This window comes from Corynebacterium sp. HS2168-gen11 (assembly GCF_024834075.1).
Lineage (GTDB): Bacteria > Actinomycetota > Actinomycetes > Mycobacteriales > Mycobacteriaceae > Corynebacterium.
In genome coordinates this window covers 133,327-149,047 of sequence record NZ_JANUXR010000003.1, presented here as the reverse complement: position 1 = coordinate 149,047, position 15,721 = coordinate 133,327, and the positions used below count along the sequence as shown (strand labels likewise).

At 52.1% G+C, this 15,721-nt stretch carries 12 protein-coding genes and 1 pseudogene; 5 read left to right on the top strand and 8 right to left on the bottom strand.

From position 1 onward, the window contains the following. Positions 1-31: 31 nt before the first annotated feature. The 3 genes and pseudogenes from grcA2 to NXS99_RS03175 form a co-directional block, all read left to right on the top strand. A complete protein-coding gene (grcA2, locus tag NXS99_RS03185; protein ID WP_259287222.1) occupies positions 32-283 on the top strand; it encodes an autonomous glycyl radical cofactor GrcA2 in 252 nt (83 codons plus the stop codon). Positions 284-330: 47 nt separating this feature from the next. After that, positions 331-1,197, top strand: a complete 867-nt coding sequence (gene pflA, locus NXS99_RS03180) for a pyruvate formate-lyase-activating protein (RefSeq protein ID WP_259287221.1) — start codon at positions 331-333, stop codon at positions 1,195-1,197. A gap of 370 nt (positions 1,198-1,567) precedes the next feature. Beyond that, positions 1,568-3,064 (top strand): annotated as a pseudogene (locus NXS99_RS03175) (nucleobase:cation symporter-2 family protein); the annotation flags it as partial. Positions 3,065-3,273: 209 nt separating this feature from the next. Here the strand turns inward: NXS99_RS03175 and NXS99_RS03170 are convergent. Then, entirely contained in the window at positions 3,274-4,584 is a 1,311-nt protein-coding gene (locus tag NXS99_RS03170; RefSeq protein WP_259287220.1) for a DUF5692 family protein, read from the bottom strand. A 222-nt stretch (positions 4,585-4,806) separates the two neighbouring features. Here NXS99_RS03170 and NXS99_RS03165 point away from each other — a divergent pair, with 222 nt between their 5' ends. Continuing rightward, the gene (locus tag NXS99_RS03165) at positions 4,807-5,841 is read left to right on the top strand and encodes a hypothetical protein (protein WP_259287219.1); all 1,035 of its coding nucleotides are present in this window, start codon (positions 4,807-4,809) and stop codon (positions 5,839-5,841) included. 42 nt (positions 5,842-5,883) lie between these two features. Here the strand turns inward: NXS99_RS03165 and NXS99_RS03160 are convergent, their stop codons facing one another. The 7 genes from NXS99_RS03160 to nrdI all read right to left on the bottom strand — a co-directional run bounded on the left by NXS99_RS03160 (position 5,884) and on the right by nrdI (position 13,541). Further along, the gene (locus NXS99_RS03160) at positions 5,884-6,882 is read right to left on the bottom strand and encodes a DUF5692 family protein (RefSeq protein WP_259287218.1); all 999 of its coding nucleotides are present in this window, start codon (positions 6,880-6,882) and stop codon (positions 5,884-5,886) included. A 185-nt stretch (positions 6,883-7,067) separates the two neighbouring features. Next, entirely contained in the window at positions 7,068-7,727 is a 660-nt protein-coding gene (locus NXS99_RS03155; RefSeq protein WP_259287217.1) for a hypothetical protein, read from the bottom strand. A gap of 171 nt (positions 7,728-7,898) precedes the next feature. Then, positions 7,899-9,077, bottom strand: coding sequence for an HNH endonuclease (locus NXS99_RS03150; RefSeq protein WP_259287216.1), 1,179 nt, complete (start codon positions 9,075-9,077; stop codon positions 7,899-7,901). A 182-nt stretch (positions 9,078-9,259) separates the two neighbouring features. Beyond that, entirely contained in the window at positions 9,260-9,820 is a 561-nt protein-coding gene (locus NXS99_RS03145) for an NADPH-dependent FMN reductase (RefSeq protein ID WP_259287215.1), read from the bottom strand. A gap of 63 nt (positions 9,821-9,883) precedes the next feature. Beyond that, positions 9,884-10,897, bottom strand: coding sequence for a class 1b ribonucleoside-diphosphate reductase subunit beta (gene nrdF / locus NXS99_RS03140; RefSeq protein WP_259287214.1), 1,014 nt, complete (start codon positions 10,895-10,897; stop codon positions 9,884-9,886). A 19-nt stretch (positions 10,898-10,916) separates the two neighbouring features. After that, complete coding sequence (gene nrdE / locus NXS99_RS03135; RefSeq protein WP_259287213.1) at positions 10,917-13,079, bottom strand: class 1b ribonucleoside-diphosphate reductase subunit alpha; 2,163 nt, start codon at positions 13,077-13,079, stop codon at positions 10,917-10,919. Between the two features lie 27 nt (positions 13,080-13,106). Then, positions 13,107-13,541, bottom strand: a complete 435-nt coding sequence (gene nrdI / locus NXS99_RS03130; protein ID WP_259287320.1) for a class Ib ribonucleoside-diphosphate reductase assembly flavoprotein NrdI — start codon at positions 13,539-13,541, stop codon at positions 13,107-13,109. A gap of 234 nt (positions 13,542-13,775) precedes the next feature. Between nrdI and NXS99_RS03125 the strand changes: the two genes are divergently transcribed. Next, positions 13,776-15,614 carry a phosphoenolpyruvate carboxykinase (GTP) gene (locus tag NXS99_RS03125; protein ID WP_259287212.1) on the top strand — a complete coding sequence of 613 codons (1,839 nt, stop codon included), beginning with the start codon at positions 13,776-13,778 and terminating at the stop codon, positions 15,612-15,614. Positions 15,615-15,721: the final 107 nt, after the last annotated feature.

Genomic DNA, 15,721 nt, shown 5'->3' with positions numbered 1-15,721 from the left:
CTTTCCCACCGTCTAAAGAAAGGCAAACATTATGTCATCCAAAACCTTCGAAGAGCGTTTGGCTTCCATGAAAGCTGCTCGTGCAGAGCACAACATGGGTTCTGGTCTCTACCACGCAAATATCAACGTTCTCGACCGCACCACCCTTGAGGATGCAATGGAGAACCCAGAGAAGTACCCTAACTTGACTGTTCGCGTTTCTGGTTACGCTGTGAACTTCGTCAAGCTCACCAAGGAGCAGCAGAAGGACGTTCTCGCACGTACCTTCCACCAGGATGCTTAAGCCTTCGCTTAAACAAACTGCATTTCTAATTCAGGAGTAAAACACATATGGCCGACGGTATTAACTCAACAGTGACACTCGCCCCAGAAGAAGGCCCCCGCATTCGTGGAGTGGCCCAAGGCTTAGGCGATGGCATTGAAATTAATGTCGATCGGCCAGAATTGTTTGAAGCCCGTCGCACCGGTGACGTTGGACTCGTGCATTCATGGGAACTTGTCACCGCTGTCGACGGACCTGGTACCCGCATGACATTGTTCATGTCTGGGTGTCCACTACGCTGCCAGTACTGCCACAATCCCGACACCATGGGGATGAAAGAGGGCACGCTGCATCGCGTCGGAGATATTGTGAAGAAGATCAAGCGATACTCTGCGGTTTTCCGCGCCTCTGGCGGCGGCTTGACCATTTCTGGTGGTGAACCGCTGTTTCAGATCGCATTCACACGTCGTGTACTCAAAGAAGTACATGATGCTGGTATTCACACCTGTGTTGATACCTCAGGATTCTTAGGTTCTCGTTTAACTGATGAAGACCTAGAAAATATTGATTTATTCTTGCTGGATGTGAAATCCGGTATCCCTGAAACCTACTTAGAGGTCACCGGGCAGATTCTTGCCCCGACTATTGAATTCGGTAACCGTATTCATAAGCTCGGGAAAAAAGTTTGGATTCGTTTCGTGTTGGTTCCGGGTCTGACCGATGCGCCTGAAAATGTGGAGGCTGTGGCCGACATTGTGGAGCAGTGGAAAGATACTGTAGAGCGCGTCGAGGTCCTGCCGTTCCATAATATGGGCCAAGACAAGTGGAAGAACCTCGGCATGAAGTATCCACTGGAGGATGTTCGCCCACCAACAAAAGAATCTGTTGAAGCAACGCGCAAGATCTTTGCTGACCGCGGCTTGACCGTCTACTAATACACAATTTCATAGCACAACGCTGATCTGACAAGGACCAATCCTTTGTCCGGTCAGCGTTTTTGGTTGTGCGAGGTCTGTGCTCCCCCTGCCCGGCGCGGCACGTTTTCTACGTACAGTGAAGAAGCTCTGTATCAGGACCACTGCCCTACGCGACTTGGCACAGATATTTGGAGCAATCTTTGTAATTCTTTGAGATTGAAGAACGTGGTCAGCGTCGTCAAGCAATCGTGCCATGATGCCAGCATCGGAATCGCTGAGCAGCAGCGACAATATCACAACGTGCTCGATTGATCCCGCATGCCAGCCTTATTAAGATCACATAAGTACCTATTTTTATGCTTTCTTCATTCATAAGGAGCTTTGCAAAGTGGAATCCTCCCTTGCTGTTCACCCTGTCGATCAAGTCCCCGCAGCGCCAAAGCTCGTGGCTCTTGGTCTGCAACACGTTCTCGCCTTCTATGCTGGCGCGGTGATCGTGCCGCTGCTGATCGCGAACTCGTTGAATCTCGACGCCGAGACCACCATTCACCTGATCAACGCCGATCTTTTGACGTGCGGTATCGCAACTTTGATTCAGTCAGTTGGTATTGGCAAACATATTGGCGTGCGCCTGCCGATTATTCAAGGTGTGACCACCACCGCTGTGGCCCCAATTATTGCCATTGGTATGTCGGTGAGTGATGGTCAAGGTGGCGTTGAGTCGCTGCCAACCATCTACGGTGCGGTGATTGTTGCAGGTCTGTTCACGTTTTTTACTGCCCCACTGTTTGCAAAGTTCTTGAAGTTCTTCCCACCAGTTGTCACAGGTAGCGTGCTGCTGGTCATGGGTACCTCGTTGCTGGCGGTCTCGGCAAACGACTTCACCAATTATGCAGCCGAAGCGCCGCTGGCAAAAGACTTGGCTTACGCAGGCGGCACCTTGCTGGTAATCATTTTGGCGCAGCGTTTCTTCAAAGGCTTTTTGGGCACCTTGGCAATTTTGATTGGCCTGGTTGCCGGCACCACCGTTGCAATGCTGCTTGGCGACGCTAACCTGGACAAGGTCGCGGAGGCTGCGCCAGTTGGCATTACCACCCCATTCTATTTCGGTATCCCACAATTCCAGTTCGCCGCAGTTTTCTCCATGATTATCGTGATGATCATCACCATGGTCGAGACCACCGGTGATGTGTTCGCAACTGGTGAAATCGTGCAAAAGCGAATCGAGCGCCACGATATTCGACGTGCCCTGCATGCCGATGGCCTCTCCACCTTCCTCGGCGGCGTGATGAACTCGTTCCCATACACGTGCTTTGCACAAAATGTTGGTCTGGTTCGCATTACCAATGTGAAGTCTCGCTGGGTGGCAGCAGCCGCAGCTGGCTTTATGATCGTGCTTGGCCTGTTGCCAAAAGCCGGCGCAATTGTGGCATCTATTCCTTCGCCAGTACTTGGTGGTGCATCGTTGGCCATGTTCGCAACTGTTGCCTGGGTAGGTATGCAAACCATTGCCAAAGCCGACCTTAATGACAACCGCAATGCCGTCATTGTCACCACCGCATTAGGCCTGGCAATGCTGGTGACCTTCAAGCCAAGCATTGCTGAAACCTTGCCAGAATGGGCACGTATCTTCGTTTCCTCTGGTATGTCCACCGGCGCAATTGTGGCAATCCTGCTCAATATTTTGTTCTTCCACCTCGGTGGCGCCAAAGACGAAGATCAGCAGTCTTCCCCGCTTTCGGGACTGAGCCTGTCTGAAATCAACACCATGGACCGCGAAAAGTTCGACCTCGAGTTCGGCAAGATCACGTCCCAGCGCGAAGGCCTGGATCAACTGTGGTCCATGCGCCCATTCGAAAACACCGAGCAGCTGCTAGAATCCATCTACCAAACCGGCAAGCACTCCGCGCAGAAATAGCGCACATAAGCAAACCACCTTCGTGTTCTTCACGAAGGTGGTTTTTTCATTGCTTTTTGGCTTTACGCCTCGCGCTTGACGACGTTGCCTTGCAACCCGCTGGATACGAACTTGCAAGGCAGGTGTCGGCCTTTGGTGCGTCGTCAAGCATGTGCCATGTCAGCTACGCAATTTCCTTAATAGCGTTGGGCGACGACCGGATCAGCGCTTACCGGCGTGCGCGACTTATCCCACCGATGATCGCGCTTCCACCACGGCATGGAGCCTACCCAGCCGTCTGCAGGAGGTGTGTCGCGTTCCGGCTCAAAGCCAAGTTCTGCTGGAGTTTCAGGGATCATGTCGGTGACGAAGTATTTATCCTTATCATCGGCATGTTCTCGCATAATGGTGCGGAATTCACCGAGCTCGAAATACAGCGCGTTGGTCAATGGGTTGCGCTTCTTCGTGATGATCTTCCGGAGCCAGTAGATGAACAATCCTACGTTGAACAGGAATGCGGCCCACGCGCAGACTTGGTTGGCGAGTGGATTCATTGTCGCAAAGTTGGTCATTGCTGATGGCGGCACGAGGAACTCTGGGAAGATATTATTACATGCGATCCAGAACATTAAGGTAAAGCACCTAAACCAGATCCATTGACCTTTGGCCCACGTAAACGCTGGGATTGTGCAGGCCAGCAGCAGCGCAAGGGTGCAATACCAGGTGTAATCGGCCAGCGCATTGTACAAAAACGCGTGATTCCACAGGTCATAGGCGATGACCCACGGCCACACCATATCGACCCAGATTAGACCACGCACCTTCTGCGCAGGATTCGACGTGATGAAAATCTTGCCCAGCCCGGTAATGGTGATGATATTTAACACACCAGCTGCCGCCGTGAGCAGATTCCAATAGCCACCAATGGTACGGAACCCAGTTTCAGGGTCAATACCTACCCCACGGGCCTCGAAGTTCGCCGCAACGGCCTGATACCACGCGTCAGTGCCAACCTGTGCGGTAACGCCGCGAGTTTCTGGTAGACCATTAATCATGTCGATACCAACGTGCGCGTCGTTAATAGCCTTCAGGCAGCTTGGATCCGCCGCACAGCGCAAGTATTCATCGGCCTGGAAGAAGATCGTGACGTCTCGAATATTGGCCTCCATAATATTAAGGGCCAACCCGATCCACAGCGCCACACCAAACCAAATCGCATAGCGGTGCGCCTTTAATGGCTGACGCTTGCCATACCACAACAAAAAGCCAGTCATCGTGGCCGTTGCGACCATAATGGCATATTTACCAAACGGGAACCATCCCACCATTGGTGTGCCATGAATTGCCGCGTATGGCATTAAGGCAATGCCGCCGACGGTCCATAAAGCGAAAATAGTCCAATTCCAGCGGCGATTGACCTCAGCGATCGCCACTTGGGCGACGAATACCAACAACCACATCCAATACACCGTGGGAGTGCCAATCTCCCACAAAAACAGTGATGACATCCTTGTCTCCTTCGGACAAACGGAACTGTGTTACTAACCATAATTTTACTCCTTTAAAAGTACTTCCAAACCCCATATTGGCGGGAGTATTATAAAAGTGAGAAAGCACTCAATATTTTATTGAGAATCGCTTGAAATAACGGTGGAAATTAATTTAGATAGGGAAACAAATGTATCTGGATTGGTGATTTCCGCCACCCGCCCCTATTAAGGAGATTGATCATGTCGCGATGCAAAAGGCTCTCTGCCCTCCTGGGCCTCGGCGCCCTCGCAGGCACAGCTCTGACCGCCGGCCTCTACGGCTTCAGCCAACTCTACGGCCAGGCCACCGAAGCCGAAAAGAACTGGCGTTACCCTGCCGATGATCTTATCGACGCAGAATACAAAAACGCCTATTCATCCACCTACGCCATCACGATCGACGCACCAGCGTACGCCGTCTGGAGGATCTTCAAGCAAATTGGCGCAGATAAATCAGGCTCATTCTCTTCTGAATTCCTCGAACGAAATTTCGCGCGCTTGCCATTTTTCAATTCCTACGAAATGCAAGAAGAATTCCAGCAACCCGACTCCTTAATGCCAGGCGATATTGCTGCCTTCGACTTCCACGGCATGTCAATGGAATGGGCTGACGTGGTTCCAGGCAAATACCTCGTGCAATGGGTCGACACCAAGCACCCACCAGCAGCACCAGGCTCGTACGCCTTCCGCTATCCAACCATGAAACACTTTGCCGCCGCATGGTGCTTCTACGTCGTCCCGCTCTCGGGCGAACGCACCCGCTTGATCAACCACTGGCGTATTGGCTACGAACCTGATGCCCCATTGCCAAAGATCATCAACTGGGTCAATATTGAGCTCATTGGCGGCGTGATGACCCAACTGCAAAACATCTACGTCAAGCGGCTTGCCGAATTCCGAAAGAAGGAACAGCACACAGGCAAATTCATGCGCGGCTTCCTCGGCGGACGCTACTTCAACAGCGAAACCCCAGCCGGCCGTTGGGACGGCACCCCACTGTTCGAAGATACCTACACCCAGTGGATGCGCTACGGACGCCAAAATCCAGCGGTTAAAGAAATCCGCGAACCAGTCACCGACAACCCAGCATGGCCACCAGTAGGACCAGGCACCCCATGGGAACACGAAGTCGACGCCGACTACTTCACCGGATGGGAAGAACCAGCCTTTAGCTGGGAAGAACAAATCCGCCAGAAGAAAGAGCGGACGTACCTCAAGAACTGGGGCAAGGCGTAAAAAATCGGGGCCGGATCTATTAAGGAAACCGGCCCCGTTTTCTTATGCATTTATCTTTTGGATTCTCTCCTTATCTTCCTCCGAAGCATGCTCGTGAAGCAGCTGCTGATTCATTGGAAGATCGGCATACAGTTCTTGGCGCAGCGGATTCTTGCGGGTTTGCGCAATGCGTCGTAAATGCCAAATACACACACCTATATTAAGAAGCAGTGCAAGCAGCGACAGGATAAACATCGCGGTAGGATTATGCGCGCTGCGGTGCGCGAACATCGAATCTTGCATAAAATGCGGGAATGTCAGCACAACCGCGGACCATAGCGTCAACGTGTATGCGCGATACTGAATCCACGCGCCACGACCAAACGGCAGCAGCACCGGAATCGTACAAGCCGCCAGCAGCGCCACGCCCGAATACCACGCACGATCCGCAAGGCAGTTATACACATACGCCAAATTCCACGCGTCGTAGGCAAGGATCCACCAGATCGTCAGATCCGGCCACAGCACCGCCTTCGACGAGCCTCGCGAAACATAAATGCCGGCCCAGCCGCTGATCGCGACTATATTAAGGAGACCAGCAATGCCGTTCATAATGTTCCACGGTCCGCCCCACGTCACCATGCCTTGCGACGGATCCACCCCATGTATGAAATAGCACTGGAAATCACGAATCACGGCTTCCAAAATATTCACCGACAAAATCAGCGGTGGGATGCACAAATACCAGTACTTGGTGCGCAGTTTGGGGAAATACTGGAGGGCTACCAAACTCAGCGACCCTATTAAGGCGGAATATTGCTTCACAATCGGGAACCAACCCGCAGAATTCGTACCCTCAGTCGAATACGGCCACCAGAAAATCGTGAGCAAAACAGGCATCACAATAAACACTGCCAGTACAACCCACTTGTTGCGCTGCGCAAGCCACGCAGTTAATGCCAATGCCGCTGTGACCAACACAAGCATGGCATAGTCCCACCACTGTCCTTGCTCAAAGAAGAACAACGTGGCATATTCGGGAGATGGAATTGATGGGATCATTTTCGATCACGGCCTCTCTACCAAAACGTTATTCAGGGGGCCGTATGAGCTTGCGGGCGCCCCTACATTTTTGAGAGTACACCTATTAAGGATGTATGACCGCCTTATTAAGTGATAACAAGGTCACATTAAGAGTGGGGCAAAAACAACGCTCTAGCTGGGGAATTGTTTTTGAATACAAAAACTTATTGGCGCAATGTATTCACGATTTCGCCTATCGTGGAAGCCATGTCAAGTTCATGGTTCGTCACAAATGGCATCAGTTCAAAATCCGGTACATTGCTATTAGCGAAATCCTGCAACAAGCCAATGTAGCTGCCATCGGCGTATTGGATATAGTCGCGCAGTGACTCAGTCGGCGTGGCGGCGTCGACAAGCAATAAGCAACGTTCAAAACCATACATATTTGTGATGGAAAATGCATTTGGATTATGACGCATATAAGTTTTTAGGCGTTGCTTTGCGAATTTCAGCGTTTCGCGATCGTGCGACATGCTATTCGGGGACCAGATGTAGCGCATCCAAAGCGATTGCTTGTCCATAACTCCCCCTGCCGACTGAATACAGCAATCGGCAAAGAACTGCGGAATCACATCCCGGGCGTCACCGTAACCACGATATTTGGCAACCAGCGCACGTAAATTGCGAACGGTACCAGCAAACTCCTTGCCGCATTTCCAGATCGCACCTTCATACGCAAAAATGCCCCATTCAAAGCGCGGTATGCCAAATTTTTCATGCTCAAGTAGCACACGTAATCCCATTCGGGTGACTTCGGCAGATGCTCCCGAACCATAATTGCGTATTAAGAAAGGCGTGGAAAAATCTTGATCCTCGTCAGTCATATGCCAACAGCCCCTTCCTCACTGGTTGTATTTACTACATTCGCTATTAAGTCTACCTGTGTAATTAAGCGATTATGGCGAATTGCTCAAAATAAGTGTTTATTTGAAGCCTAGATCTTTTCCTTAATAGGGCATGGGACAACAGCGCGGCCTTTCCTCAACCGCGCTCATCTATTCTGCCTGGTGCATCCTGGCAGCCGTAGCAAGCCCATTGTATTCTTGGGCGCGATGTTTGTTGCGTCTTTGCCGACCTTTATAATCATCAAACCAGACCATTTTCGTGACTGGGTCCTTCATAACCCTGCCGTGTTTCTTTTTCGCCGGATCATCGTCGTTTTGCAGATTATGTTCTCGACACAATGGGCAAAGATTCTCTAATTCAGTCTTTCCACCCTGGGCGAATGCTTGAATATGATGGATTTCGCATCGCACGGCCGGGATGTCACAGTCCGCGTGCTGGCAAACGAGGTGGCTAATAATCGTGAGGAATCGATCCTCGGCATCGGCAAGTCTCTTAATACCGAAGACTTGTTGTGGCCGCGGCACCCCATCACGATCCGGGTACGTCGCCACGGCAAACCCGAATTCAGCGACTTTCGCGTCGACGAGGCTGCGGATATCAATGATTTCGCCATCCGAATTCGCGATCTCACCGTTTTCAAGGAAGTGCGTGTCCTTAATAGGGATAAGGAAACAAGGCCGATGCCGCAAATCCAACGGATTATCCGGATCTTCATGCTCATCAACGTGCTCATATCGCGCCAGGTCAGCACTTGTCGTGTGCGGCAAGCAGCGCTGCGCCAAGGCCATAGCATGTCCCTCGGCCTCGCCTCGCGCATGCCCGTGTACCACCAAATCGCGCGCCTGCGGCGTGAACGAAGCGTGAATCCGCTCAATATATTCCGCCGGCATCTTTGCGATCATATACTTCATGCCATCGGCATCGGCCGTCTTGGAATATCGCACGTACCACGACCGATGCGCTTCATACCCGTCATTGAGTTCCTTAATAAGGTGACGAATGTGCGCGCGGAGTTCACGATGCGTCATCTCCGCACAGTCGCAAATCAGCTGTTGCCGCAGCTTTTCGACGTTCACCTCTGGGTTCTTCAGCCGTTTGGCCAAGCTTGACAGTTCATGGAGTCGATCCAGCGAGTAACGACGCTCACTGGCAAGCGATAAATCCTGCAACGTCAGCGCCTTGCCAATCGCAATCAGCATCGACGCAGTCCGATCTGAGCAGTCCAGCTGATCGGCAAGCTCGGTGACAGTTGGTTCCAACTTTTTCACAGCCTTAATGAACTCGGCATCGTGAAGTGCGAGTTCTGCGCGCTGTTGAAAAAGATCCATACCCCGATGAAACCCTACTTCAGCCGCACTTTCAACTGAACTTCATGTGAATAATCTCAAGGGAAAAATGGGAACCGATCGCGTCGAAAAGCAGTCTAATAAGGTGGAGCTCTCTGCCAAAAATTTCCTTAATAGGATGGGCCCTGACGTTGCGCACGCCAGGGCCCCTCTCCGCTACTGTCTTACTGCTGCTTTTCGACCAGCGCTACGAAGCGGTTGATGTAGTCTTGCACGAAGGCAATGGTCTTTTCTGGCTCGAGCTTGCCGTCTTCGCCAATAAGGGTGTCGGATTGGCCGAGGAATACCTCAGGTTGCCCTGGCATTGGCATGTCGAAGTAGCTCAGCGCGAGGCGCAGGTTCTTCTGGGAGGAGTAGCCGCCCATACGTCCAACAGAGTGGCTGATGATGCCGGCGACCTTGTTCTTCCATGCAACATCAGCGTTTGGCTTGGATCCGATGTCGACCGCGTTCTTCAAGCACGCAGGAATGGTGCGGTTGTTTTCGCTGGTGACGAACAAGATGCCGTCGGAAGCCTTAATAGTTTCGCGGAAGTCGGTGTACTCCTGCGGAGTTGGCTTGTCGACGACAGCTGGATCATCGTAGTCGAAATCATAAAGTGGCAGGTCGCGGATCTCAACGATTTGAGCGTCGACACCTTCTGGGAACATTTCCAGGGTGTGCTGCGCGATTTTGCGGGCGATGCTGCCGCGACGCAGGGATCCAACAAGAATTGAGATTTTCATGAAATCTGATCTCCTTAATAGAATTGGACATGATTATCTTTAGGATACCGTCTTTCAGACTTTTTAGAAGTCCCAGTCATCATCGTCTGTATCGACGGCCTTGCCGATAATATATGACGATCCCGACCCTGAGAAAAAGTCGTGGTTCTCCTCTGCCCCCGGCGCTAGCGCAGCCAGGATTTCCGGATTGACTTCACACAAATCTGGCGGGAACAGCCCCGGATAGCCAAGATTCATCAATGACTTATTGGCGTTGTAGCGCACGAACACCGCAACATCGTCCATCAGACCCAATGGTTCGTAGAGCTCACCAGAATATTCCAGCTCGAGATCGTAGAGTTCCTTAATAAGAGTGAAAGTGAAATCCTCCATCTCTTCCCTACGCTGCGGGCTTGCATGATCCAACCCGCGCTGGAATTTATAGCCCGAGTAATAACCATGCACAGCCTTGTCTCGCAAAATGAGCCGGATCATATCCGCGGTGTTGGTCAGCCGGGCGTGCACGCTAAAGTGCAATGGCAGGTAGAAGCCTGCATACAGCAGCAGGCTGCTTAATAGGGTGGCGGCTACTTTTCGCTTGAGCGGATCATCTCCGTAGTAGTGCACCAGCACTTTTTTGGCGCGCTGTTGCAAGATGTCGTTGTTTACGGCCCACTCGTAGGCATCGTCGATTTGTGGAGTGGTGGCCAGGGTGGAAAAGACCGATGAGTACGACCTCGCATGGACTGCCTGCATGAAGGCGATGTTGGTGTATACGGCTTCTTCGTGTTCGGTGCGGGCGTCTTGAATCTGGCTGATTTCGCCGACTGTGGCTTGCACGGTATCAAGCATGGTCAAGCCGGTGAATACTCGCATGGTGAGGGTTTGTTCTTCCTCGGTGAGGTTGCGCCAATCATTCAGGTCGTTGGAAAGTGGCACTTTTTCTGGCAACCAGAAATTCGCGGTGAGCCGGTTCCAGACTTCGAGGTCTTTACTGTCTTGGATGCGATTCCAGTTGATTGGGCGCAGTGGCGTTGCCGCATTCAGGCGGAAGCCTGGCGGGGTTTGAGATTTGGCTAAAACATCGTCATAACTCATGAGAAATTTCCTTAATAGGCTAGAGTGCACAAGATACGCAGCCCGCAACCTCGGTCCCCATTAAGGCCGGTTGCCGTAGGCGCACGTAGTAGAGGGTTTTGATGCCTTTCTTCCAGGCGTAGATTTGGGCGCGGTTGATATCGCGGGTGTTGGCTTCGTCGGTGAAGAAGAGCGTCAGCGAGAGGCCTTGGTCGACGTGTGGCGTGGCCGCCGCGTAGGTGTCGATAATTTTTTCGTAGCCGAGTTCGTAGGCGTCTTGGAAGTATTCGGCGGTGTCGTCGGCAAGGTGCGGGGCGGCGTAGTAAACACGCCCAAGTTTGCCTTCTTTGCGGATCTCGATTTGCGCGGCCACTGGGTGAATCGAGCTTGTCGAGTGGTTGATGTACGAAATCGATCCGGTTGGTGGCACTGCTTGGAGGTAGGCGTTGTACATGCCGTAGCGTTGGACTTCCTCGCGCAGTGTTGCCCAATCTTCATGGGTGGGAAGCTGGTGGGCGTCGAAAAGCTTGCGTACTTTGGCGGTTTTCGGCTGGAGGTCCCTATTCAGGTAATAGTCGAAGTATTCGCCGGTTGCGTATTTGGAGGTTTCGAAGCCGTCGAAGCGTTCCCCGCGCTCTTTGGCGATGCTTGTCGACGCTTTGACCGCGTGGTATGCCATCGTCATGAAGTAGATATCGGTGAAATCGAGGCCTTCTTCACTGCCGTAATGAATATGCTGGCTGGCAAGGTAGCCGTGCAAGTTCATTTGCCCCAGGCCAACTGCGTGGGAGGTGGCATTGCCGTGGGCGACCGAAGGCGCGGAGGCGATATTGGTGATGTCGGAAACTGCGGTCAAGGCGCGAATTGCGGTGGCCACGGTTTCGCCAAGATCATCACTTTCCATTGCTTTGGCGATATTCAGCGAACCCAAATTGCAGGAAATGTCTTCGCCCATATGCGCATAGGAGCCGTCTTCGGCGAAGGTTGAGGCACTGTTGCGCTGCAGAATCTCAGAGCACAGGTTGGACATATTAATATAGCCATCCAATTGATGCGCCTTATTTACGGTATCTTCGAACAGCACGTATGGATAGCCGGATTCAAATTGCAGCTCAGCAAGTGTGGTGAAAAACGCACGGGCGCTGATTTCGCTTTTGCGAATATTTGGGTTTGCCACCAACTCGTCGTAATGCGCGGTTACGCCAAGATCTGAAAGTGGCACTCCGTATTCGCGCAGCACGTCATATGGGCTAAACAGCACCATTGGCTTATTATCGCGCGCAAGCTCGAAGGTGATATCCGGGATTACCACGCCAAGGGCGAGGGTCTTAATACGGGTTTTTTCATCGGCGTTTTCCCGCTTGGTATCCAAAAATCGCAAAATATCTGGGTGATGAGCATGCAAATACACCGCACCTGCACCTTGGCGGGCACCGAGCTGATTGGCGTAGGAGAAAATATCTTCAAAAATCTTCATCACTGGCACCACGCCAGATGCCTGATTCTCGATTTTCTTAATAGGGGCGCCAACTTCACGCAGGTTCGTCAGCAGCGTCGCCACGCCACCACCACGCTTGGACAGCTGCAACGCATTGCTCGCCCCCTGCGCGATGGACTCGAGGTTATCTTCCAGCCGCTGTAAGAAGCACGACACGAATTCGCCGCGCTGGGCTTTGCCTGCATTCAGAAATGTTGGGGTGGCTGGCTGGAAGCGACCACTTAAAATTTCCTCCACATAGCGCAGCGCCCACTGCTGGTCGCCTCTGGCCAAGGTCAATGCGGTTGCGACCACGCGATCTGGGAAGGTTTCGAGGTATTCGGTGCCGTCGAAAGTTTTCAGCGCGTAGGAGCGGAAGAATTTCATCGCGCCGAGGAAGCTTTCGAATTCGTGTGGGAGGTCGTGCGCACGCTGATACACCCTATTAAGGAAATCTTTCGGGTACGCGTCGAAAACTTCCTGCTCATAGTAGTGCTGCTCGATCAGCCAATTGAGTCGATCTTCAACGCTGTCGAACTGCTTGAGTTTTGGCAGCACTTCGTCTGCTAGGTAGGCATCACGGGCAGCAATGTCTTTATCCAGCTGCAGTTTTCCGTCTTTATCGTATAAGTTCAGCTCTGCATTTAATGCGTGGTAGCGCTTACGCTCTCCGATGCCTACGCTTTGCGACGCTGCTACCTGCTGGTTCGTGTCAGTTTGAGTCATAAAAATTCCTTGAATACTTCAAAAAGGTCAGACATAAAGATTCGTTGCGAAGAACTTTTGTAATCCAGCTTTCACCACTTCGACATCGCGGCTGGTGCCAAGCAGTTCAAAGCGATAAAGCTCTGGCACGCCGCATTTTTGTGCAATCATGGGGCCGGCTGAACAATACGCTTCGCCAAAATTAGTATTTCCTGAGGTGATGACACCTCGCAGGAGTGCGCGATTTTCTGGAATATTCAAAAATGCGCGCACTTGTTTAGGAATGGCGGCTTTCGGATTTCCACCACCGTAGGTTGGCACGATTAAGACATAGGGCTCATTGACGAAGAGCATGCCTTCTTTTGCAGGGCGCAGTGGAATACGAGCAGCTTCAAAACCAAGTTTTGCAACGAATCTGTGAGTGTTCTCACTTACCGATGAAAAGTAAATGAGATTGGGAGTTCGTGTGGGTGCAGGATCGATGAGATATCACCTCCTTATTGGTATTGTGATGCAATTATCAAGGGAGAAAGTTAGGACGCCCTAAGCAGGGCAAATAATGAGAAAAATCACTCTTACCAGTACTTTTGTTCAATAAATGGTGAGAAATCTAACAAATTACGCACAAGCGTAACATACAACTACGTGCTAACGTAGTTCTTGGGAAAAATCCTTTCCCCCCGTACCATTTTCTGAACTAAGGTAGGCCCAGAAATTATGACTACTGAAGTAGCCGTTTCCGAAGCCCTCGACGCTGCAAACGTCGACATCCCAGCTGTACGCGAATTCGTTGCAGAATGGGCAGCAATCACCACCCCTGATCGCATCGAGGTCGTTTCTCCAGAATCGGAAGAGCGCCTGATCGCTGAAGCTCTCGCAGCTGGCGAATTGCGCCCAGTTGGTGAAGGTCGCTATTTAGCTCGCTCTCACGTGAAGGACACTGCACGTTCCGAAGAACGCACTGTTGTTGCGACCAACAATGAAGCTGATAAGGGTGTCTACAACAACTGGCGTCCAGCAGCAGAAACCAAGGCAATCCAGATTGAGCACATGCGCGGCGCTTCCAAGGGTAAGACCATGTATGTTCTGCCATACCTGATGGCTCCACTTGGTTCCCCAGTTCAGCGTTTCGCTGCAGGTGTGGAACTGACTGACGATCGTCTTGTGGTGCTGCAAATGCTGCGTATGGCACGCGTTGGCATGGATCTGCTCAAGGCACAGGATGACCCTTCATTCTTCGTTCGTGGCGTACACGTCACCGGCGATCTGAATGCAATGGGACATGGCACTCCAGAAGACAAGCGTCTGTTCGCAACCATTGCTGACGAGCGCATGATTTTGCACTTCGGTTCTGCATACGGCGGAAACGCATTGCTCGGTAAGATCGCTCACGCTCTGCGCTTGGCTGCGTTCGATGGCTATGCATCGAATGAGTTCTTGGCTGAGCAGTTCTTGCTGCTGGCTATCGTCGATAAGCAAACCGGCGAGCGCTTCACCGTCTGCGGCGGCTTCCCATCTGCTTCCGGCAAGACCAACCTGGCAATGACCAAGGCCCCAATTGCACTCGATGATCGCTACTCTGTTGAGTTCTACGGCGACGATATTGCATGGCTGTGGCCAGGTGAAGACGGCCGCCTCTACGGCATGAACCCAGAATTTGGTGTCTTCGGTGTGGCAAAGGATACCAACGAGAAGACCAACCCAGAGGCTATCGATTCCATCGTTCCAGGCTCTGGCGTGATTTTCACCAACGTTGCATACAACGAAGAGCTTCACGACGTATGGTGGGAAGGCAAGACCCCAGAAAAACCAGCTGACCTGACTGGTTGGCGCGACTGGACGGGCAAGCTGATCACCGAGCGCACCGAAGAAGAGAAGGATCTGCCATGGGCGCATCCAAACTCACGCTTCACCACCAATATGAAGAATGTTCACTCCGTGGCTTCTGACTATGAAGATCCAAAGGGTGTTGCAGTTGATGCTGTGATCTTCGGTGGTCGTACCCGCGATCGTGAGCCTTTGATCCGTGCAATCCCAACGCTGCCAGGTGGCGTCTACGACGGTCTTACCCTCGGTGCAGAAGCAACCTTCGCAGCAGAAGGCCTGGATGGCACCTTGCGTTATGACCCAATGTCCATGCGCCCATTCATGTCTTATCCAGAAGGCAAGTATGCAGAGCAGTGGCTGAAGATCATCGGTGCTTGCGAGAAGCAGCCAGTCTTCGCACACGTGAACTGGTTCCAGCGCGATCCAGAAACCGGCGACTTCCTCTGGCCAGGCTACCGCGATAACTTGCGTGCGCTGCTGTGGCTCAAGGACTTCGTACAAGGCAAGGTTGAGGGTACCGATACCCCAATCGGCGTTATTCCAAAGCCAGAAGAACTCAACCTGGAAGGCTTGGACGTTTCCGCTGAAGATCTGGACAAGCTGCTCTACGTGAATGTTCCACGTTGGCAGCAGGAGTTGAAGAACCGCCGCGAGCACCTTGAGCAGTTCGCAGATCTCCCAGAAGCAATTTGGGAAGCACACCGTGAGATGGAAGATAAGCTGAAGTAATCACTTCCTGATTCTTTCCACCCACATGTTTAGAGGGCGCCATCAACTCGTTGTGCCTGGTGGCGTCCTCTAGTTTCTGAACTATGTCTGCCTCGAAAACTGTCTCA

Bases quoted from the DNA above. Each gene is read 5' to 3' on its own strand.
- NXS99_RS03155 (WP_259287217.1), bottom strand. From the start codon at position 7,727: ATGACTGACGAGGATCAAGATTTTTCCACGCCTTTCTTAATACGCAAT.
- nrdF (WP_259287214.1), bottom strand. From the start codon at position 10,897: ATGAGTTATGACGATGTTTTAGCCAAATCTCAAACCCCGCCAGGCTTC.
- NXS99_RS03165 (WP_259287219.1), top strand. From the start codon at position 4,807: ATGTCGCGATGCAAAAGGCTCTCTGCCCTCCTGGGCCTCGGCGCCCTC.
- NXS99_RS03125 (WP_259287212.1), top strand. From the start codon at position 13,776: ATGACTACTGAAGTAGCCGTTTCCGAAGCCCTCGACGCTGCAAACGTC.
- NXS99_RS03145 (WP_259287215.1), bottom strand. From the start codon at position 9,820: ATGAAAATCTCAATTCTTGTTGGATCCCTGCGTCGCGGCAGCATCGCC.
- NXS99_RS03150 (WP_259287216.1), bottom strand. From the start codon at position 9,077: ATGGATCTTTTTCAACAGCGCGCAGAACTCGCACTTCACGATGCCGAG.
- NXS99_RS03160 (WP_259287218.1), bottom strand. From the start codon at position 6,882: ATGATCCCATCAATTCCATCTCCCGAATATGCCACGTTGTTCTTCTTT.
- pflA (WP_259287221.1), top strand. From the start codon at position 331: ATGGCCGACGGTATTAACTCAACAGTGACACTCGCCCCAGAAGAAGGC.
- grcA2 (WP_259287222.1), top strand. From the start codon at position 32: ATGTCATCCAAAACCTTCGAAGAGCGTTTGGCTTCCATGAAAGCTGCT.
- nrdE (WP_259287213.1), bottom strand. From the start codon at position 13,079: ATGACTCAAACTGACACGAACCAGCAGGTAGCAGCGTCGCAAAGCGTA.
- NXS99_RS03170 (WP_259287220.1), bottom strand. From the start codon at position 4,584: ATGTCATCACTGTTTTTGTGGGAGATTGGCACTCCCACGGTGTATTGG.